Origin of the sequence: Endozoicomonas sp. G2_1 (assembly GCF_017744155.1) — a bacterium.
Taxonomy (GTDB): Bacteria; Pseudomonadota; Gammaproteobacteria; order Enterobacterales; family Alteromonadaceae; genus JAGHQT01.
Genome location: NZ_JAGHQT010000003.1, coordinates 95,843 through 117,015 on the forward strand (window position 1 = coordinate 95,843; position 21,173 = coordinate 117,015).

General features: G+C 36.8%; 20 protein-coding genes. 16 read left to right on the forward strand and 4 right to left on the reverse strand.

Going from position 1 to position 21,173, the window contains the following annotated elements; translation table 11 throughout:
- Positions 1-11: 11 nt before the first annotated feature.
- From J7384_RS05560 to J7384_RS05585, 6 genes are all read left to right on the forward strand, one after another.
- On the forward strand, positions 12-218 hold the full coding sequence (locus tag J7384_RS05560) for an MbtH family NRPS accessory protein (RefSeq protein ID WP_209111927.1): 207 nt from the start codon (positions 12-14) through the stop codon (positions 216-218).
- A complete protein-coding gene (locus J7384_RS05565; RefSeq protein ID WP_209111929.1) occupies positions 211-993 on the forward strand; it encodes a thioesterase in 783 nt (260 codons plus the stop codon). The genes J7384_RS05560 and J7384_RS05565 overlap by 8 nt, the downstream gene beginning before the upstream one ends.
- 56 nt (positions 994-1,049) lie before the next feature.
- Positions 1,050-1,772 carry a hypothetical protein gene (locus J7384_RS05570; protein WP_209111931.1) on the forward strand — a complete coding sequence of 241 codons (723 nt, stop codon included), beginning with the start codon at positions 1,050-1,052 and terminating at the stop codon, positions 1,770-1,772.
- A gap of 47 nt (positions 1,773-1,819) precedes the next feature.
- Positions 1,820-2,344: a DUF1697 domain-containing protein gene (locus J7384_RS05575; RefSeq protein ID WP_209111933.1), complete on the forward strand. Its 525-nt coding sequence runs from the start codon at positions 1,820-1,822 to the stop codon at positions 2,342-2,344.
- Positions 2,345-2,948: 604 nt separating this feature from the next.
- On the forward strand, positions 2,949-3,419 hold the full coding sequence (locus J7384_RS05580) for a hypothetical protein (RefSeq protein WP_209111935.1): 471 nt from the start codon (positions 2,949-2,951) through the stop codon (positions 3,417-3,419).
- Positions 3,420-3,545: 126 nt separating this feature from the next.
- Positions 3,546-4,265: a hypothetical protein gene (locus J7384_RS05585; RefSeq protein WP_209111937.1), complete on the forward strand. Its 720-nt coding sequence runs from the start codon at positions 3,546-3,548 to the stop codon at positions 4,263-4,265.
- Between the two features lie 301 nt (positions 4,266-4,566).
- On the opposite strand, the gene J7384_RS05590 is transcribed toward J7384_RS05585, so the two are convergent.
- A complete protein-coding gene (locus J7384_RS05590) occupies positions 4,567-4,917 on the reverse strand; it encodes a hypothetical protein (protein ID WP_209111939.1) in 351 nt (116 codons plus the stop codon).
- Between the two features lie 540 nt (positions 4,918-5,457).
- On the opposite strand from J7384_RS05590, the gene J7384_RS05595 reads away from it, so the two are divergent.
- The 10 genes from J7384_RS05595 to J7384_RS05640 all read left to right on the forward strand — a co-directional run bounded on the left by J7384_RS05595 (position 5,458) and on the right by J7384_RS05640 (position 17,344).
- Positions 5,458-5,598: a hypothetical protein gene (locus J7384_RS05595; protein ID WP_209111941.1), complete on the forward strand. Its 141-nt coding sequence runs from the start codon at positions 5,458-5,460 to the stop codon at positions 5,596-5,598.
- 227 nt (positions 5,599-5,825) lie between these two features.
- The gene (locus tag J7384_RS05600) at positions 5,826-6,059 is read left to right on the forward strand and encodes a hypothetical protein (RefSeq protein ID WP_209111943.1); all 234 of its coding nucleotides are present in this window, start codon (positions 5,826-5,828) and stop codon (positions 6,057-6,059) included.
- Between the two features lie 87 nt (positions 6,060-6,146).
- Positions 6,147-6,953 carry a hypothetical protein gene (locus tag J7384_RS05605; protein WP_209111945.1) on the forward strand — a complete coding sequence of 269 codons (807 nt, stop codon included), beginning with the start codon at positions 6,147-6,149 and terminating at the stop codon, positions 6,951-6,953.
- A gap of 549 nt (positions 6,954-7,502) precedes the next feature.
- Positions 7,503-7,787 carry a hypothetical protein gene (locus tag J7384_RS05610; protein WP_209111947.1) on the forward strand — a complete coding sequence of 95 codons (285 nt, stop codon included), beginning with the start codon at positions 7,503-7,505 and terminating at the stop codon, positions 7,785-7,787.
- An 8-nt stretch (positions 7,788-7,795) separates the two neighbouring features.
- A complete protein-coding gene (locus tag J7384_RS05615) occupies positions 7,796-8,113 on the forward strand; it encodes a hypothetical protein (protein WP_209111949.1) in 318 nt (105 codons plus the stop codon).
- A gap of 292 nt (positions 8,114-8,405) precedes the next feature.
- Positions 8,406-8,816: a hypothetical protein gene (locus tag J7384_RS05620; protein ID WP_209112353.1), complete on the forward strand. Its 411-nt coding sequence runs from the start codon at positions 8,406-8,408 to the stop codon at positions 8,814-8,816.
- Between the two features lie 53 nt (positions 8,817-8,869).
- On the forward strand, positions 8,870-12,163 hold the full coding sequence (locus J7384_RS05625; protein ID WP_209111951.1) for a P-loop NTPase fold protein: 3,294 nt from the start codon (positions 8,870-8,872) through the stop codon (positions 12,161-12,163).
- A 348-nt stretch (positions 12,164-12,511) separates the two neighbouring features.
- On the forward strand, positions 12,512-13,312 hold the full coding sequence (locus J7384_RS05630) for an endonuclease/exonuclease/phosphatase family protein (RefSeq protein WP_209111953.1): 801 nt from the start codon (positions 12,512-12,514) through the stop codon (positions 13,310-13,312).
- Positions 13,313-13,349: 37 nt separating this feature from the next.
- Complete coding sequence (locus J7384_RS05635; RefSeq protein ID WP_209111955.1) at positions 13,350-14,387, forward strand: lipase family protein; 1,038 nt, start codon at positions 13,350-13,352, stop codon at positions 14,385-14,387.
- 683 nt (positions 14,388-15,070) lie between these two features.
- Positions 15,071-17,344, forward strand: coding sequence for a hypothetical protein (locus tag J7384_RS05640; protein WP_209111957.1), 2,274 nt, complete (start codon positions 15,071-15,073; stop codon positions 17,342-17,344).
- A 72-nt stretch (positions 17,345-17,416) separates the two neighbouring features.
- Here the strand turns inward: J7384_RS05640 and J7384_RS05645 are convergent, their stop codons facing one another.
- Genes J7384_RS05645 through J7384_RS05655 form a run of 3 tightly spaced genes read right to left on the reverse strand, consistent with a single transcriptional unit; the run spans position 17,417 to position 20,309 of the window.
- Positions 17,417-18,262, reverse strand: a complete 846-nt coding sequence (locus J7384_RS05645) for a hypothetical protein (protein ID WP_209111958.1) — start codon at positions 18,260-18,262, stop codon at positions 17,417-17,419.
- A 6-nt stretch (positions 18,263-18,268) separates the two neighbouring features.
- Positions 18,269-19,675: a hypothetical protein gene (locus tag J7384_RS05650; RefSeq protein WP_209111960.1), complete on the reverse strand. Its 1,407-nt coding sequence runs from the start codon at positions 19,673-19,675 to the stop codon at positions 18,269-18,271.
- A 10-nt stretch (positions 19,676-19,685) separates the two neighbouring features.
- Positions 19,686-20,309 (reverse strand): hypothetical protein, encoded by a 624-nt coding sequence (locus tag J7384_RS05655; protein WP_209111961.1) that lies wholly within the window; start codon positions 20,307-20,309, stop codon positions 19,686-19,688.
- Between the last annotated feature and the right edge of the window lie 864 nt (positions 20,310-21,173).

Here is a 21,173-nt window from a genome sequence, read left to right on the forward strand (position 1 = left end):
GTCACACGGAAATGCAAAAAGACAATTATCGGGAGCTGCGTCATAACGTTGTGCAAAATCTTGAAGAACAGATGTCAGTTTGGCCTGAAAATATGAAACTTCCTGATGGCTGGTATGTGGTTGGTGTAGCTATGAAGTATCAAGAATGTTTGGATTATATAGAAACGCAATGGTTGGATATCCGCCCCTTGAGTCAGAGGAGTGGAATAGGTGGATAATTTTATACAACCAAGTGATCCTGCAGCAAGCGATGGCCAAAATTCATCGAAGCGGCGTGTTTTAGATTTCAATAAGCTGTCTCAACCTATTAAATTAGTTTGTTTCCCACACGCTGGTGGCAACTCTTCATTTTTTGCTAAATGGCAAAATATACACCCAAATATTGAACTTACCCGCATTGTTTTACCAGGTCGTGAAACACGAAGAAAAGAACAGGCTAAAACAATAATGGCCGATATGTTGGAAGATGTAGTGGGGCAACTTGAGCTGCTAGTAAATGAGCCATATGTTTTATTCGGACATAGTATGGGCTCTGCAATTGCTTATGAGGTTGCACTCCATTTTGAATCGATAGGAAAAGGCCCTGAGCATTTGTTTGTCTCTGGGAGAAGGGCACCTCACCTTCCTGCAAGACGTCGTCCAGTCTATGATCTTGCAGAAAATGATTTCTTGAATGCAATGTATAGCCTCAATGGTACGCCTGAGGCGGTAATGCAAGAATCTAGCTTAATGGAGCTGTTTTTGCCTTGTTTACGCGCTGATTTTGAATTAATTGAAACTTATCAACCAAACCTGAAACGCCGAGTTAATTGCTCTGTTACCGCAATGTGTGGTGATAGTGATCCAGAGGTTAACTGCAGCGAACTGGCAGCGTGGAAACAGTTAACAAATGGTCAATTTAAGAGTCAGGTTTTTATTGGTGATCACTTTTATCTGCGAAATGCGGAATCTGACGTTTTTTCCAAAATTAGAAATGACTTATCGTTAAGGTAAGTAATCAACGATATAACTGAATTACAATTCTCTAGGCTATTAAAGGAAAAATGAAAATGAGTCTTCAAATTAACTGTGCTGAAACTTTAGCGCACAGCGAAATAACCGAACTATTGGAAAATGTTTTTATAGTCAAAGGTACCTATAAAGCACAATATGGCGATGATATTTGGCAATTCAGCCGTAACATGGTCATTCTGAGAGAAAACGACGAACTATCAATTATTAATAGCATTCGTTTGAATGAATCAGGATTAAAAGCATTGGAAAACCTTGGTACAGTTAAGAATGTTATCAAGCTTGGCTCTGCTCATGGTATTGATGACGCTTTTTATGTTGGAAATTATGGTGCAAAGTATTGGATGCTAGCGCATGATGAGCATGAAGGTGGCTTAAGACCTAATGAAGTTTTGAGTAAGACGAATACACCAAGTGACATTATTTCCGTTTATGAGTTGAATACAAAGAATAAACCTGAAGCACTATTGCTACTCAAGGTCCATGGTGGCGTGCTGGTGAGTTGCGACAGTATTAAAAACTGGGATGTTGTGGATGCGTTCTTCAGCACTGAAAGTGGAGAAAAAATGAGTCAGTATGGCATGATTAAGTCTTTAGATATCGATTTAAACTGGGTTAAGAACCTGGAAATCCCAGCACTCGATTACAAAAATCTACTTAAAGTGGAATTTAAGCATTTCGTTCCCGGTCACGGGACGGTTATTCTAAATGAGGCCTATCCAAAAATTGAAGACGCTATTTTGACCGCGTTTCCACATTAGTTTTTGTCGCGATAGGATTTAACTTGTTCAGTTGAAGAGTAGTGAATATGGCTAGATATTTTGCATTGTTGAGAGGTATAAATGTAGGGAAGCACAATGTGCTATCCATGGAGAAATTAAAAAAAACGTTTGAAAAAGAACAATGTGAAAATGTCTCCACCTACATACGCAGTGGTAATGCACTGTTTGACTATCAAGGTATTGCGATAACAGATTTAGCGCAAAAATTGACTGAGCAAGTTTCCGATATTGTTGGCGCTTTAATCCCTGTCCGGATTTTTCCTTGTTCTCTATTAATGACGACATTAGAAGGAAATCCGTTTAAAGAGAAAATAGCAAATCAGGTTCACGCTTTTTTCAATGTAGAAGAAGAGCAGTCTTTTCCACACGAAGAATTAAATAAACTACTGTTGCCATCTGAGCAACTCGTTGGGCTGGATGATGTCATGTATTTACATGCGCCAGAAGGACTTAAAAAATCCAAAATGATAGGTAAAGTGGAAAAGTTGATGGGTGGGAAAGTTACTGTCCGAAACCTGAATACCTTAAACAAAATGGCGAATCTTATCTAACTGTATATTACAGTGATTTTGGCCAAGTGAGACAATCAGGTGTTGCCAACATAAGTAGCGAAACATTGCCACTAATAAAGATCCCCGGGGCAAGCCCTTCTGCTAATTCAGAACCTACTTCTTAGGAGGGATATTTAGTTAGTTACTCTTCAAACCAGTTACGCCGTAAGCATCAGGGAATTAAGCCCGAAGAAATTAAAAGAAATATTAAGAGGTTTAATGGTTGTTTAACAAATCTGCAAGTTTAGCTTAATGCATTTGCTCATATCTGATCTTAAAGTTTCGATGAATGGAGTTGTACTTCATCTGACAGGCAGCTATGCGCGAAAGTCGGATATTGAATAAAATGTAAAGCGCCATTATTTTCACATTACTGAGAACTCTCAGTAAATATACACCTGTTTTAATTTAGATAAATTTGCTAAATCAAACTCGGATATTAGTCAGAATTCTCACTAAGATCCCAAATTTTTTAAAATCGCTTTGTTTTTTTTATTTTAACTGATTGATAATTTTACTTATTCTGGTAGTTTGAAAAAGGATAAGGTAGATGGAAATTACTAAGGCGTCTACACAATAAGCTGTTAGCAGTTAAGGAAAGTATGTGGTTATTTCAGATAACATAACAAAAGAAGAGTTAGATATTTTCGCTAGCTTATTGAAGCAGGATTCTGCTAAAGGACACTATGATAAACAGTTTACTGATTTGGCATTTAACAAAAATTACTTAACTCATATTAGTAATACTTCAGAAATCATTGGTTACCCTGGTTCTGCTTTAATTTTAGTATTTCGCGAAAATAACAATCCAGTATGCTTTGCTGTAGTATGCAGTAGCCTTGTACCTGAGTTTGACAGTGAAATACTATTTTTCTCTACTTTGTCTCATCGTAGGAAAAAAGGCTTCGGTGAAGCTGCCATCAAGCTAATTTTGGAAGAAGTTAAAGGTAAAAGTGTTCTGGCGAGGTGTATACCCAAGTCGAAGGCTATGATTCGACTGCTTAATCGCAGTGGCTTTAATCAAATTACATTGAGTAGTTCAAAAAATATAAATTTCGTGCATCAGAACTGTTAACTAACGCCTAAAATAAAGGACGGAATACGCTTGGCTTGTGCTCCTTCATCGCTAATTTTAGCCAAGAATTTTGCACTTCTGAGGCGAAGCGTTATACATCACCATAGATGGGACGATTGATTTTTTATGGAAGAATCTAAAAGGATACGAAGCCTTAAAAAGCGATTAATAAAAGAGCTCCCTTTTTTCCCAAATAATAAGAAAACATTAACCGACCTAGAATCTCAAAGTCTAAATGGGATCTTAATTCACTATCTTCACTGGAAAACAAGACTAGTCCCAGCAAGGAGGCGGCGAATACAGATAGCACCTGAAGTTACGTCTGACAAGAGGTGGAGAAGGTTAAAAGAAGATATAAACGCTTTACTACACAAAATCCGCAACGAAGAAGATGTTTTTCCTTACTTATCCAAAAGGGCGCATTACTATGGCTATACCCCAGCCCAGCGAATAAAGGACGGTGAGGTTGATTCTTGGGAAGATAAGGATCAAATATTAAACACCAAAGGTTTTCACCATTTTCACCTAAATATGAATGTCCAGAGTACAGGGCTTTCTGAGAGAACAGATGATGTTCTTTTTGCATACGTAACACGAGAAAACTTTCATGCTATTGGTATTTTTGATCACTCTGTGTTCGATTCAGCTGATAGCAACGGTAATATGAATGATGAACGCTCTAGAATGTGGAGGCTTCACGAAAAACATGCAATGCTAGGAATGGAACCTGGAACTGCATATATAAGTCACCCTATAGCTACTTCAGGCCACCCAATTTATATAGTTCGAATGGCTGATTTTTACGCAAATATCATCCGAGCAACTACAATTTTGAGTGGTACATAAATAATCTTGATTTGTGTGCATACGATAAAAAAACAGAAGTGTTATTTAATATTCACTTAGGTCATATATAAATGCATACTAGTCATTGAAGCAGGATATAAAAGTAGTTGGTTTTTGCTCGTACCTCGCTTATTTTGACCAACTATTTTACGGCCTCTGAATTAGGTGTAAATTGTCCGCTACGGACACATTGGCGATCGTCAGGCTTGATTAAGTTTTACTACTCGAATCTGACAGATAAAGCTAATAATTTTCAATATAAGCAAATACTTAGTTGGTTTTATTTTGGTGACTGTCCTTTTCAACACCAGCCAGACTGTCGTTTAAAATAGCGTATTTGAGCCTCACTAAAATAAGACGAATATTGCGTTTTTTTAAATGCACTGAGTCCCAAACGACTTTTAGCTCTTTTTTTGTAGTTAAGTTTTTCGGTTAATCGTGTTAACCCATAGGAGCGATCTTCTAATAGTGAGTAATATCTATTGAGCTCATGAAGGTCTTGCTTAATTTGCTCTATATCTAGCTCCTCTACCCAATAATGAACTTCAAATCGGCTAATATTATAAGCATAAAGATCTGTATCGAGAAAAAGCTTATATATCTCAAATTGCTTATGACAGTCGGTTTTTAATTGAAGTTCAAATTCTTCCAACTTTTGATGACTATTTAGAAGGGGGGAATAGTTATCGAGCAAAAAGCTAATGAATCGGTCTTTAATCAGTACAATAGGAAGTAAATAAGAATTTATTGCTATCAGGTAAACAATCTCAGGAATAATTGTACCAAGAAAAATCCACTTTTCGTGTTCTTTTCTAAACCTGTCAAGTCCAATCAGGCAAGCTAACGCTTCTAATATTTATTCAAACAATCTAGAGTTATAAGTGGTGTAGCTATCATGGTATTTATAATGGTGGCGATTGGGTTCTGGTTGAGTTACTTACAATTTAAACGCGACGGTAAGAATAATACTAAATCCTCAGTTCATTTGAAGCTGGGTAATGATGGTATTGAAATAAATAGCTCAGTTATAGGTCTTAGTATACTCGCAATGAGTTTTTGGTTCTTTCAAACATACATTGACCGTGTTTACAGTGTAGAAGTTAAACAGTTTTCAACAATAGACTTCTCGACCTTTGGCAGTAACCAATAATAACAAGAACAACGTTACAGTGTTTAATATGGATATTAAATTATGACGTTAGAGCAAAAAAATCGATTAGATGAATTAGCAGAGCTTGTCTTAGCCGAAGAGGCAACGCAAGAACAAGTAAACGAATATAAAGAGCTTCTGGATTTATGGAATCATTCATTTCAAATAAATGAGCTTCCCTGATTTCAGAGTATATAGAGTAATACGAATGAACACAGTACTTGACTGGTGCAACGGTTTAAGCCTTTACACACAATATATTTTGTCCACTTTTTGTCTAAATATTGACAACTTTAAGATGAAAACTATAATGCGTAGTGCAAGGAATTAAGCATGTCTGCTTATTTTTAAAGGGTTTATTGGTTTATACTTTATAACGTACTAAAAATAATAACTTTTAAGGATTGAAAATGGCTTCAGATCTTTTATCATTCATACTAGCCGCAATAATTAGCGTTGCGGGCCTCACCTTTGGTTTCTCAGATTCCGACATTTCAGCGTCAGAGACAGATATTATCATTGAAAAAAATATAGCTCCCTCAGCTTTAAGTGAACAGCAAGATACTTTCTTAAAACAAATGGGCGAGCAAAGGGTTGGTGGATTTGGTGGTGTTAAGCCGCCTGATCAAATTATTCATAAATAGAGATTGCTTTCTCTTAATAAAAAAACAACAATAAATCAACAAATCCTTTACAACACTGCATCTTGCAGTGTTTTTCATTGAGTGGCTATGCTTAACCTGATTTCTTCATCAATAGAGTCAATTTCCAATGTCTTATACACCACCTATAAAAGCCGACTTTTACGTAATTTTTTGTATGTTTCAGCTATAATTATTATCGTACTTTTTGTTAGTTTCCAGGGCTGGGGGCAGTTTAAAAAAACAGACATATATTACTCAACATTTGCATCGGAAATTGAGAAAAATGCCAAAGACGCTAGGATTATCTCAACTAAGCTATTGTCATTAATTCATACGTGGGAAAACCTCTCGAATGAGAGCATTAACAATGATGATAGACAAAAGCTCATTAAAAAAATGCGAGATATGCTCTATGCACAGTCTCGTATTGATATAAACCAATTAAAGAAAAACAACCCTGAAGAGTACTTATCTTTACAGAGCAATATTGGTGTTGCTTATGTTATTGCCGCGGATGTGTATGGCAATAAAGATTACCTAGATGAAGCTAAAAAACATTTAAATTCAGCAATGGATGCGAATAAAGACGATAGTATCAAGTACGACTTAGCTTGGTACAATGATAGTGCCATCTCCTATAAGCTCATCGGTTACCAAATCTATTATCACGCAATTAAGTTTAACTTAGGAAGCACAACGGCATTGAATGACAGTGAGCTGGATATTCAAGACTCTAAAAATAATCATGAGATTTTTAACAAGTCAGACACAAAGTTTTCGGAGTTAATTAAAATATCGACAGAGCTTGGGGGTATTCAACATTTGATAGATAAAGGTATTATCGCAAACTATACCGTTCGGTCGTCATTAAGAAAAATGGGGTTGTATAAGTGAGCGCGCGCGGGCGTTTAAATTACTTGAACGATTTGTTTTTGATACAAATGACCCGGGTAATAAGTATTATCATGGCTTAGGAGTAGCCTTTGATAATAAGCCTTTTAGCAAGCAGGCTTGTTATATCAATGAACATGCGATGAATTAATCTTCGTTAAATTGCGACGAGCTATCGTGTTAAACAAGTCTATACTATCAAAGCTGATTGAATTTCCTAGAGACTAAAATGCCCCCAGTTAACATGACAAGACAGCCGACCCTCCTGGGTATATTCGTTAAACATGAAATGCTCGACAAGCATACAATTTAGGACACCGAGGAGTTGATGAAAATATTCTCACGGTGTTTGCAGATAGCCTGGCTAGGTACAGTGCTATAATGGTACGTCGGCTCGCGTTAGCAACTGGGACGAGTGTCAATATATGGCTTAACATGCAGTCTATAAGAGATATTTGGGAGGCTGAAAATATTACCGAAGACCTTGGTGTAGATTTAGCATTTTGGCGCATGGGACGTACTTAGTAATCATACAATTTAAGAGGAAATCATATGAGTAAAAAAAAATGGTTTTATGTCACTGAAACCTCTGATGTTGGTGGCTATCAAGAAATAACCTTTGAACGAGAAAACCATAACTCTGTCATTATTCAAGTTGAAAACCCTGAAAAATACTCGGTGTGTAAAGAGAATAATTATCAAAAAATTACGTTAGCGATTGATGCCCAAGAGTTTGATAAACTTGCCATTGCTTGGTGCAAGAAAAGAAAACTTCATGGTGCCCTTGGTGGTCCAGTTGGAAGAGAATATGGCAGTCCTGATTACCTAGATGAATGAGTTACCCTATGAAAAAACTGCTGACTAAGCGCAACAAACTAAAGCTATCATCTTACCTAAAAGCCGCGAGACGCAACGATTTATCTTTGGCTTTTTGGTTAACATTGAAAAAGCAGTTGTCAGAGTATAAAGCAGTTGAAAGAAAGTCGCGTCATGGTACAAAACTGTGTTGGCAAAACTTTGAATGGGATAGTGAAAAACAGACGATGACTGTCCCTGTTCATTCACGTAAAACGAACGAAATCCTCTCATATCGATTCTTTCTTGAGAAATCGATGTTACCTACAGACAAACATTATTTATGGCCTGAAAAAGGTCACAATTAATTCCAACGTTTCTGAAACATACCCTTGGTAAAGCAGTTTGTTAAACACTTGACAATATTTTATAACGGTATGATTTACCGCCGACGAATGGATAGATAATACTACCCTCGCCATTCTTTTACTGATTTTATCGGAATGGTCGCTGAAATAGATCGGAACAGGTGCTAAGTAGTTTTGTAATTGATGCCGAAAGTGAGTGGAATTTGCATCCATTGTAGATAAATCAAAATTTGTTGCCTTGAACTATTGAATTTGCTCTAATCTCTGTGCTAATCAAAGGAGATTATTGAGTATGCCAAGACGCATGACGGCAATAAAAAATGGAACCCACCAAGTATTTAAAAACATTTCATTTGAAAGCATGGTGATTAGCTGGCTGATGCAAGACGGTTGGCAGGTATTTACACCTATTATCGACAACGGTCACCAAACTGACATTCTCATTTCTGATGGGCCTAACTTTCATCGTATCCAAGTCAAAACGGTAGAGGCCAGTGGAGAGCAACACATTGTCGAAAATTGCTGGCAAGACAGTCATATAAACGTTGTCGTTTATTTTGCTAGAAATTCTAACTGGGGCTTTATAGCACCTGCTTTTGATGACAATACTAGACCTTTAAACCACTGCGGTCACATCAAGTTCGAACAAACCAAAAAAGACTTTTTAAAATCGTTTCACAATTTAAATATTGAACCTATCTGATTGAGTGACAACGTTTTTCGTTACGAAACTAAAGACTATTAGAGCAAAACACTATGTCTGACTATAAATTCTTACTAGAAAAGCCCTCAAATGAAGATTTATTTAATGGCGGCAGTCACAGCCGTATTGCTCAATCTGTGTATCAAACGCTAAAAGACGACAATAACATTAATGTAATTGGCGTTGAAGGTGAACTAGGCTCTGGTAAAAGTACAATTATAGAGTTTGTAAAAAATCAAAGTATTAATCAAGAATATGACTTTATAGAGTTTGATGTGGAACGATTTCAACATGGAGCAACAAAAAAGGCGTTGATTGAGACACTTTACCACAACATTAAAAAAGTATTACCGACACCTGACAGCAAAGACCGCGTCAAAAAAGCAAAAGATATGGCTTTAGGTAACTATTTTGAGTATACATCGCAAGTCAAAAGCTCAATCAGTATGTGGGTCATTGTTTTTGCATTATCGTTATTGGTGGCATCTAAAGTCTTTATAGAAGCCTCCGTAGGTTTGGGGAATACGATAAAAATACTGTTTAATTTAATTTTTGGTGACTTGACTGTAAGCGAATTAACCGTTGAACCATTCGTTATTTTTTCATTTGCTGTCGTTCTATTCCCCGCTTACATCATTTATTGCTCTAGTAAAGAAAAAAAGCTGTTTGGGTACTTTAGTCGACCGCCAACAGTTGGTGAGCTGTTCAAACGCAATAGTCGAGACAAAATAAGCGAGACAACTGAAATTACCAAAGAAGTTGGCTCTTATGAACTTCAAGAAGCGCTTCAGGTGTTTGTTGACGAGCTTCCCGACGATAGCCGATTCATATTAGTCATTGATAACCTAGATAGAGTTACTTCAGAGAAGTTACGTGAAGTATGGAGCGATATTGAAGTTTTTACATCAATAGCCCAAAACAAAATCCAGCTTATTTTGCCTTATTCAAACACACATATTGCATCAGCATTATCCGAAAAAGGCGAACATTCCGATGCAAATGAAGGAAAAGAATTTATCTCTAAACGCGTCCCTGTAACGTTTAGAGTCTCACCTATAACTAGCGCTGATTGGAAAAATCAATGCGAGACAATGATAGCTCAATCGATTCAGAATATAGACCGAAATGAGCTACCAATCATTATTAAATTGATTGATTTATGGTCTGAGTTTATGACCAAACAAATCACGCCTCGCTATTTAAAGAAACTGATTAACTCTGTCGTAAGTATTAAAATTACAGATAATGAAAACGTCAGTGTTACTAGCGCTTTCTTTTATCAGCTGGTGATTCAGTTTTGCGAAATACCGCTCGAAAAGGTTCTAAGTAAAAATATAGACCATACCTTTGATGCCGATAACACGGAGACTTTAGCTGCAAAGTTAGATGCCAAACTTAAGAAAAGCTTTCCATTGATTCAACAGCAATTAAGCTTTGAGCAATGGTCAAAAGAGCTCGCCGCTATTCATTACCAAACATCCTTTGAAATTGCCGAAAGTGAGTTACTTGGCGAACCATTGAGAAGAGCTCTACACAATGGTGACTCAGCGCCATTTATTGAAAAACAAAACATCTATGGTTATGAAGAAACACTAAGAAGCTTATTAGCTGAAGAATCCACAGAAGATATTGTCGGTGTCATGGCTCACATGGCTGATGAAGCGAAAACTCAAGAAAGTGTTGGGCGTTGGTTTGATAAATGGTTACCTGTTATCGATGGGTTCATCGGGCAAGATGATAACAACATTAAAGACATCAATAGCTGGATTGACAATCACGCTACATTAAAAAACGCCAATATTAGTGTTAACTCTAGTCGTTTGAAAAAAGAGTTCTCTATGCTAGATCTCACCTCAAACCAATATGCAAGGCAAAACGAGCCTCTAGAAAACCTCAAAAGCTTGCATGGCCTTAGTAAGTTACTATGTTTTACGCCCAAACTTTTTACCCAACTGAGTGCCGAATTATTCATGAAGGAACTTTGGCCCCATCGTAACACCTTTTCTTACTGGGAAATCGACAAGATAACGCTTACTCAAGAGTTCGTAACAGAGCTATATGACAACGCTGCTACGACCAAATACATAAACGACGATTTGCTTGCACATGTTGCTAGTAACTATAAAGTTGGTTGGCCTAAAGGAAACAAAGTTTTAGATAGGGTATTTAACACCTGGGGTGACTCAAGCACAATTAATAACAACCCATTGTCAGTTGAACAATGCATTTACTATTCCAGTTGGTACTCAGACTATAACGATCATCATTTTATGTCTCAATATTCAAATATTGAAGATAGTAATGCTCGACAAAAATGGCTAGCCTTGTCCATAGCACATATTATTTATCATCAATATTATTCTGATATTTCTCAATTTGAAGCGTATCTGAACGAGTCAGAAGACTTTAGTCGTTATTTGACTAATTATCTTACTATCAGCTGTGATTTTGACAGAATTCTTGAAGCTCTTAGCGACGACCAAATCAATAAATATTTAAAAGACTCTGTGAAAGAGTTAGTCCGAACCAAACGAGTTAACAAGCAACAAGTTAGTAATACCATCTCTCACATGGATGAGTTAGTAAAAACAGGGCTGTCTAAGACTGAGATAATAGTATGGCTTAGTAGCTTCAGTAAGTATCAAGAATCACTTCAACTAGGCTCGCTACAAAACACTAACAGCAATTTTGTAGAAGCGGTTTTTGATATCGAAGAAAACACAGCTATTAGAGAGAAGTATTTAAATCTTTTGTCCTCGGAATCAGCTAATGCAAAATGGTGGCTAACACAAATTCAGTCTCCAAATAACAATATTCGTTATATATTTGAGAATTGGTTTGAGAGCAAACATAAAAAATTTGTTTCGTGCTCAAACTTAGTGTCGGCTATTAGGAGCTTTGTTAAAGATACAGAGCCGCGAGAACTCGCTTTATTTAATGATAAAACGTGGCTTGTCACGTTGTTTAAATCGATACCAAACAAGTCTCAAGACGCACTTTCAAGGCTTCTCAGTAAAGAGTTGAATCAAAAGAAAACACCCATCGAGACTCAGGCTGCAATACTATCAATTTTCGGTGAATTTGTTCATCTAACAGTTTCCAATGATACCGATGAACAAGTACAAGCATTGACGTTATTTGAGCATTTTGACGAAAATCTTTCAGATGATAATGCTAGCTGGTTTGACATACAGCACTATCAATTCGAACACTGGAGCGAAGCGCTTTTAACTAGCTTTGTTGAGAAGTTGAAGTTTTATGAAGCCCAAGGATATAGCTTTCATAATATTAATACAGACCAATCAATTAGTAATTTAAAAAACGTAAAGCTTGATAGTGCTGATTAGTAGAGGTTGACGGTAGGTCAATTAAAGGGGGCTACCGTTTTTCATAACACCATGTGTGATTATCATGACACAAAGTATCTTAATGATTGAGTTTTTTCTCAATCATTCTCTCTGCTAACTTGCGAATATCTTTAGAGAGTAATGTCATTTACAAAAATAAACAAGAATACACATAATTATTATGTAATGACATTGGTGTAGTGTAACAAGGTGTTTATGCCTCTATAACTGGTAGTTTTTTTGCATATCAACAAAAGACTTTGATAAGCTAGTTACATAGAAAGAAATACCTATATTAATTACTTTTTCTTCTATAGCTTTTATTAAATAAAGACACAGGACGTGCCAATGAAAAAAATAATTTTTCTACTATCTTTAATATCCTTTCAGTCACTCGCGACAACTATTTTATCCATTAATACTGAGTTTATGTGGGATTCAGAAGAACCTCATGAAGGCAGAGCGGCTTTCGGAGCTGTTGGAAACCCACCTTCCGCAAAATACGTTGAACTTGAAGCTTACGCTGTAGCAGAAGTAATCAAAAGACACCAAGCAGATATTGTAGGGTTAGTAGAGATTGAAGGCCAAAACGTTGCAGAGAAAATATTAAAATATTTACCTGATGAATATCAGTTGGTATTTAAAAAAGGGCGAGACCACGCAACAGGACAAGATGTGGCAATTATTACTCGATATAAAGTAAATAGCACACTTAATAATTTTGCAGAAATTGAAGGCCAGTACCAAAACGTCAAAAAGACCCCCTCTAAAGCATTAGGAGTAAGCCTTAAAAATGGTACTAAAGAATACTACGTTGTTGTGGCACACTTGCTATCAAAACGTGGAAACAATGACAAGAAGCGAGCCGCCCAAGCTAACGCTATTGCCACACTAATACAAAGCCAAACAGGTCATAAAATTGTGATAGGTGATTTAAACGATGTTCACTCGTCAAACACTCTTAAAGAATTATATAAAGTTGGCTTAAATATTATTGATAAGGATGAATACAGTTACATATACAATGATGAAAAACAGTTAATAGACCATATCCTAGTATCTGATTCACTACTCAATGGCGCTACATTTAGCTCCTTCGATCTTGGTCCTATTAGCGACCATCGAGGTGTAATGGCTACTGTGGATTAAGTACACTTGAAAATATTGTGAGTAAAGAGGAAATTACATGCCCAAAACACCTGATGAACAACTGTTAAATTTGAAAACCCCTGAATATCGTAAAGCATACTCAGATAGAACTGCTTGGTTAATGGCTTGTATAAGTGAGCTGGTTTATATTCGTTTTGAGCCGTTGATTAAAGGAGGTTTTGACGAAAAGCGAATTATTGAACGCCTTGATGAAATGCTTAAAAATCCCAAAACTGAAAAAATGCTAAAGGCTTTAAGACACGTTTGCTACGATCATGAGGAAAACCTGCAAAACCTTATATCAGAGCTATCTGCGTTAAAGTTTGAAATTAGGGAAACTTTTGATAGTAAAGGTACGCAAGCAATGCTCGTGTCTAATGGGAGTATGCTTGTTTTAGCTTTTCGAGGCACTGAACCAGATCGAGTTAAAGACATCAAGTCTGATTTAGATGGCGTGCAAGAAGATTGTAGTACTTCAGGAAGTATTCATAGAGGCTTCTCAAATGCTTATGAAGTGATTAGCAGTAGAGTCGTCAAAGAACTTTCAAAACCAGAATATAGCAGCCTTCCTTTGTATATTACAGGTCATAGTTTGGGCGGTGCAATTGCTACGGTCGCTACCAAACGGTTAAAACATCAAGGTGGGCATGCTGCAACGTATACATTTGGTGCTCCTAGGGTAGGAAATGAAGATTGGGTGGCTACAATAAAGACACCTGTCTACCGTATTGTAAATTCGGCAGATATTGTACCTATGCTTCCCCCAAGTGGGATGACTATTGATACTATCGGGTGGCTAACAAAGCTAATACCAGTCTACGGTGATGGCATCAGTAAGTGGTTATTAGATAACTTTTCAGGGTACATGCATGGCGGTAATATGCGCTTTTTAAGTAATTGTAAGACTGGAAAGTTTAGCGATGTAAAGCTTCTATATTCTGTTCATTTTTGGAGAAGAGTTAGAGCTTTAGCTCATCGATTATCTCCTTTATCGAAGCTAGCCTCTGATCATTCTATGTCAATATACAGAAGGAAGTTGAATGTAATTGCTAGACGTCGAAACAATATAGACTAAGCGATACATCTAAGTATGGCTATCAGTAATACACTGCACTTAGAAATTAATGCTGGATGGGATTTTATACTTAGCTGTTTAAAGCGGTTAAAGCAACAGCTACTGAATTATAACCTTCCATTCAGCGTTGGGGTATCTATTCACATATGAAAAAAATAGCAGCATCCAATAAGCTCCTATTCAAGAAAAAAGCTAAGTATAGCCTTCATAGGCGTCGAATATTGGAGGAGAGACATAGAAAGCGTGTACCCAGAACTTATCTTGAAATAATGAATAAAGTCGTCGCACTGTTGAAAAACTATAGGTGCTGGACATTTCATTTATAAATTCCTCATTGGCATAATAACCATGTTTTAAATATGTTTAGTACCCCACCTAATATGTACTACAGCCTCTTTGCCCATTAGAAATCAGACGATAACATTAACATCCTACCATAACACCATGTAACACATTCTTTGAAAAGTGAACTATGATATTTAGTTCACGGTGATATAAAATCTTGTTGGCTCAGCTAAATTAAATAGCGTAGCTTTACAGAATTATATTAATTACTACTTTTTACTATTTGGAAAGATGAAAAGTAGGTAATAAAAACTTAATAAGGGCAAGCCAAAATACAATTGAACTAAGCATTTTAAAGCCAGTAGGAAGTCGGCTTTTTTACAACAAGGAGAATGAAAATGCCTAAGCAACTTAATGCAGAACAGCTTTTAGAAGATATTAAAGAGTTGGCTGTATTCAATAAAAGCATCGCAGATTATCCACATACCTCGCCAATGTCACTGGATTTAGGGGATGATGATAACAACTTATGGGAATATGAAGATAAAGCCTCGTTTAACTTAACCGGTTTACTTTCATTCCATGTACTTAATTCTGTAGACGATTTAAAAAATGATCCTATCGTCCAGCAGCATAATTCAACGCCATCGGATGGAGTACTATCAAAACCCATAACATTTGATGCAAATCAGCCACATTGCCTCTACAAATTTATCGCAGAAGGCCAAGCGAAAGGGTCCTCGACTTATGACAAGTTAGGCTTTAACTTTGATATTGCAGCTGGCTTTTCGTTAGGTGCCTACCGTTCTCACCCTAATGATTTTACTTTACTTGATGCAGTCAAAAACGACTTGGGTTCATTTCCTGTCATTTTCTCATTTGATGATATTAAGGAGCTAACAACAGGCAGTGCTTTAGATTTAGATGTATCGGGTGAATTTGAAGTTGGAGCCGAGTTTTCTTGGTCAGATTTGCTGAAAGACTCTCTAAGAGTGTTAAGCGACATTGTTGATGACGATGCACTAAACATCACCGTAAAAGCTGCGGCATCTGTCGGTCTCTCTCTTAAAGTTGCGGGAGGCTTTAAAGTTGTATTTGCCAAACCTACTGAAGATAACTTTTACATTGGCCTTAAAAAAGGCTCCGCTTACACATTTGGCGCTGATGTGGGCCTTTCTGTCGGTGCAGAATTTACCGACCCCAGTAAAGTTGAGCAGTTTTTAGGAGAGCACTTAGATCAATTATTCAAACTCCCTAGCGATGCAATAGCAACGGGTGATAGCGTAATTAGTCAAATAGAAGAAGAGCTACAAACAGCGGTCTCTTATGATCAATTACCAACTCGACTTCAGCCGAGTGTAGATAAGCTTTTTGACAAATTAGGCTTAGATACTGCTGAAAAGGAGTTAGCAGAGTTAAAGGAACGCCTAGCAGAAGTTAAGTCTGATTTACAAAAATCGATTAAAGAAGTCGCAACGACCAAAGCTACCGCCGCTTTTGCATATCAGTATAAACGCGTAAAACAGCATGATGCCTTATTGGAAGGGAAAATACCGGTTGCATCGGTTAATGTGTTGAAACAAATGCATGCTAGTGCTATCAAAGGAAAGTTTAAGGAAGTTGTTGAACTCTTTGTTAGTAACAATGATTGTGAGCTTACAGCCTTTTTCAATCAAAAGGTTGATACCACGAACACCAGTTTCGGTTTCACATTTACAATAGGCGATATAACAGCCTTCGGCAAAGACTTCGAAGAGGTTGAAAAGAAAACCACGTTTAACGTGAACAACCATAAAATGATCGCCTTTGATGCCAAACGTGGCTATAAAAAACTTTATGGTAGCCGGCACTCAACGTATTACTTTGATTTTGATGCTGACATGACAGAGTTTTCGCCAGAGCATTCACCAACGGCTGATCTATTTAATATTGGGTTTTCTACTAGACTGGAAACGAGTGGTGATGACTTTAGCCCTAATAAGGCAATAGATTTGGCGCATACCTGGGGCATTATAGATGCAGACAAATTGCCTTCAGCTTTAGCTTCACTCGAAAATGCAATTGCCGGTGCTGAAGATATTTCTTGTGTATCAACGTGTAATGTCAGTCATGATTATTTTGAACATGTACTATCGTTGTTATGTGACATTGATAACGAGGACTTAGGCTATGCGCTTGGTAGAGCGCTGTCATATGTAGACAAGCCATATAGGGACAATGCAGACCTGCGAGAAGAAGTGTTTGGTGGAATGTTTGAACACTTACTTAATAAAAAGAAAGACTATCCATGGAAAATATCTTGGGAAGAGGCTATAGAAGATCTTGATAAAAAGTTGGCAAAATTTGAATACCATAAACATGCCAATAGAAAACAAGGTACTTTCTTATACACTGTATACAAACACCCGAAATGGCGTCTGAGGACTAAACAATTTACTGATGGTTTAGCTTCACTTTATAATGCAATCACTCATAAGAAAGGCTACGAAGAAATTCAAAAAGCTTACAAAGGGATGAAGCATTTAGGTGGTAATTTATTTTACCTTCGCTTTGTTGGTGCGTTGTTGGCAATTACTAAGAGAAGTGATCGAATGGCGGCGCAGGGTATTACAGGCTCTATCACTATTTCGTTTAAAAAAGATGGTGTAAAAATGAAGCACCTAATAGGCTAGCACAAGTTATGCAAGGTGCTACAATCTTTGCTGTACCTTGCAATGTGGTGGTATGAAAGATCAGAAGGAGGCCTAGAACTTTCTCAACTTCATACCGTTACCAATAGAACCTTCAGTAACAGGGAGTGCGATATTGGTTATGGATATGCTAGAACTTGGAAATAACTCTTTAAAGACTAGTGTACCTAAATTGACAAAATTAAAGCAGGATAATGGGTAGATAATAACCATGCTATTAACACCTCTATTTTCCATTTCTTTTAATAGCTCTATTACTTCACCAGCGCAATTAGCAGAATTCTCACATAATAAGGGCACCGATTGTGGGTTCGAATGATATTCTTCAATATCATATGAGTTTGTATTAATTGCAGTGATTTTTTGGCTATTTTGGGTATAAGTGAAAATAGAGTCATTGGATGATTCTATGCTATTGATGTATTGAGCAAAAGATTCTCTTAATGCATATTCAGAGAATATCCAATTTTGCTCACCATATTTTTCAATACAGGATGGCTCTAAAGAGAAAGCACTTAGCTTCTTTAAGAGAAACTTTGGTATAGATTCAAGAGAACTGTAATAGTTGCTTAAAAGTTCGTGCGTTAATATTTGTTTTTCTTTAGTTTTTATACGCCTATCTAAATTTAAATTCTGCCAGTCGTTTGCTAATAACAACAACTTAACAGATTGATGACCTGTTGCACTTGCTTGCTCACATCCGATATCAAAAGTTTCGGAACAAAAGCTTTGGATATGATCCTCATTAGGCCACTCTCCTAAATGGTCTGAATAAATTTTATCTTTCCATCTTAATAAGTAGTGACCACATAAAATTACCGACTCAGCGTGCCCCTTTATTGCCTTAGCGACAGCGGCTCTTACTTGGCAAATATTTTTTTCTTTGTTTGTATTCACCATAAAAAGCTAATCGGTCTCCTTAATACGGCTCTCTGAAGCTAATTTTTCTATGGAGGCGAGTGTAACAATATTAAAAACTAATCCTGTTAAAATTGCTGGCAGCCAAGATAGGCTCAATAAATCGTTGATGTTATAACCAATAATTCCCATAGCCATAGCTATTAGTGCGGACCAATTATTTTTAAATGGTTGTTTGGATAGTAGGAGATATGCGAAAGGGAAAAGCACTGTTGGTACCCATATAGCATATGCTAATAACAAAATATCTACAATATCAGTACTGTATGCGGTAAAGCCTATACCTAAGAATGCGATAACTAAGACAGATTTTCTTTGTTCATTAATGTCATCAGTACTGACGGATTTAAACACATTAGCCATCACATCTGTTGTAAGCGATACTGCACCAGCATTTAATATCGAATCTAATGTTGACATTATGACCCCTAGAAATGACACAGCCAAAATACCTAGGGCGATACTTCTGATAGCATCATTTTCAAAACTAGTGGATACAATTTTTATTAGTAATCCCTCTCCTTCTAGGCCAGTTCCGACTGCTAAGTAGCCAATAATAGCCAGAGAAATGAACCAAAATGTAGCGAAGACACCCGTAGCATAAAAGCCTTTGCGAATATCCATTGCAGATTTTCCAATAAAGCCTCTTATAGCGTATGCAGGAATAAGAGCTTCACCTAGAAGAAACGCAATACATAGGCCGAATAATACTTTAGGTTCAATGTCACTAACCATCAAATTTGATGATAGTTGCGATAGGTTCACGGGCTGAGTATTAGGCAGTTGAAAGATAGCAATGCCACCAATAATTAGGGCTAATAAGAGTAAACCAAATTGTGCAATATCCGTTTTTATTACTGCGGGCATTCCTCCTATTGTGGAGTAGAACCCTACGCAAACAGCTATTCCTATAATCGCCCAGCTAGGCTCGATACCAAATATGTTATTCAGAACAATTGCTCCTGCTTGACATAAAACACCAACGATGGCCAAAGCTTGGGCGACAGTTATAAGTCCTACAAACAACTGAGTAGGCTTATTAAATTCCTTTAAAAAAAGCTGGCCTATTGTTTTACTGTTTCTTGATTTCTCATAAATACTTGCACTGAAATATTTTCCGAATATGAAGAATTGTACGGTTGCTAGTAGATAGAAAAAGACAAAATATAAGCCTGTACTATTTATTTTATCCACTACCGCTAAAGAATATGCTGGGCCTATCATTGTTGCTGCAGTAGTAGCAAAAATGATTTTCCATCGAAGATTGCCAGATCCTATCGCGAATTTTTTACCAGACTCTACTTCATGTCCAAGCTGAAGCCTTGCCATTACATAGATTAGAAATGCGACATATAAAGCAATAGGTGCAGCCATTAAAAGGTTGTTTACTTCCATTATTACGCCCTTAGTTGATTACAGTTGCTACATAATATTGCGGTGCTAAAACTGCACTACTAGCAATTAACATGCATATTGAAACAGCTATCAAACCAGCCAATCTGCACTTCCATAAGCAACCCCATATCTTCTTCTCTGTGGTGGGGGGCTTTTTTTCAAAGCTTTCATCAATACCTGAATGTAGTCGCTTTACGCATTCTCCTTTTTGCAGCTTGAAGTGCATATTTTTATCTTTTTCCAGAGCGTCATGATTTAATTCAAAGTTTTCTTCTAGCTCTTTTGAAACTAAAGTTTTTAGTTTGTTTTGAAGTAATATGGACTCTTTGCTAGTAGCTTCATCCAAATCTTTCAAAAAGGTCACAAAAAAGTTCATAATAAAAATGATTGCGCCTACATGAAGAAGGATAAGTACAACTAGGTTGATTGGCATGCCGAAAAAAGAAACGACTAGATCGAATTTTGCTTTATGCAGATTTAAGCAGAGAAACGTTGTTATGGTGAGCGATAACCCAAAGCCATAGCAAAATTTTATCCATTTGTCGGCTGCACGTGGCGCAGGGTTTACTTGACTATGCACGCCTGATACAAAAGGTGCAGCAAGGTATAGAGCTAATGAATCCAAAACCATCATTCTTTTCCCTAAGATATATTCAATTAGTCAATACTCTAGAATATAACGTTTAAATTTTCTACAACTTTATTACTGAAAGCTTTGATATGCGATGAAGTTAGCGACTCAATAAAACAAAAAACACATAGAAGGTTAAATTAAGTTCAATTAAACATATTAGCCCATAGTAAATATGTACCCACAATTTTAGCGTGTGCTGGATAGGTTTGAAGTTATATTGAGGAGCGCTCATTAAAGGAAAGGGAAGAGTTTAAATTTGAAACATTAACTAACCATGATGATGGTTACTGGAGAGTAGGATGGTTTGGTTACTTAGATTACGATGATTCGCTTGGTGAACGTTTCTCAGAGCCTTTTGTGAGCGTGATTATGTCAAAATTAATAAGTCACCCGTCAGATATGCCACTACAATGTGTGATTATCATGACACAAAGTATCTTAATGATTGAGATTTTTCTCAATCATTCTCTCTGCTAGCTTACGAATATCTTTAGAGAGTAAATACGTGTACATGATAAACGCTATCGTCGGAAAGAGTACAATAGCAATTAATATGTACCAGCCAATACCAAACCATTCAAGATTATCCATTTCGATTATTTCTTCGTTTGACTTTACGTCAATGTAGCAACCGCTAATCGAAAAATCCATTACCGTTGGGCTTATGTCTAAATTGATGATAGCTAGTGTTAGGTTCTATTTTACACTCGTTTCATTCGAACGATTAGCTCAAAAATATGTATTCGTAGAAATAAGCAATTAGGTTTAGAATAGACAAAGAAAAGAGTGTTTATCACGGTGAGGAGTACACTCAGTACTAATCATTTGGGCGGCCAGCCGTGGAATTTATAGCGCTATCTTGTT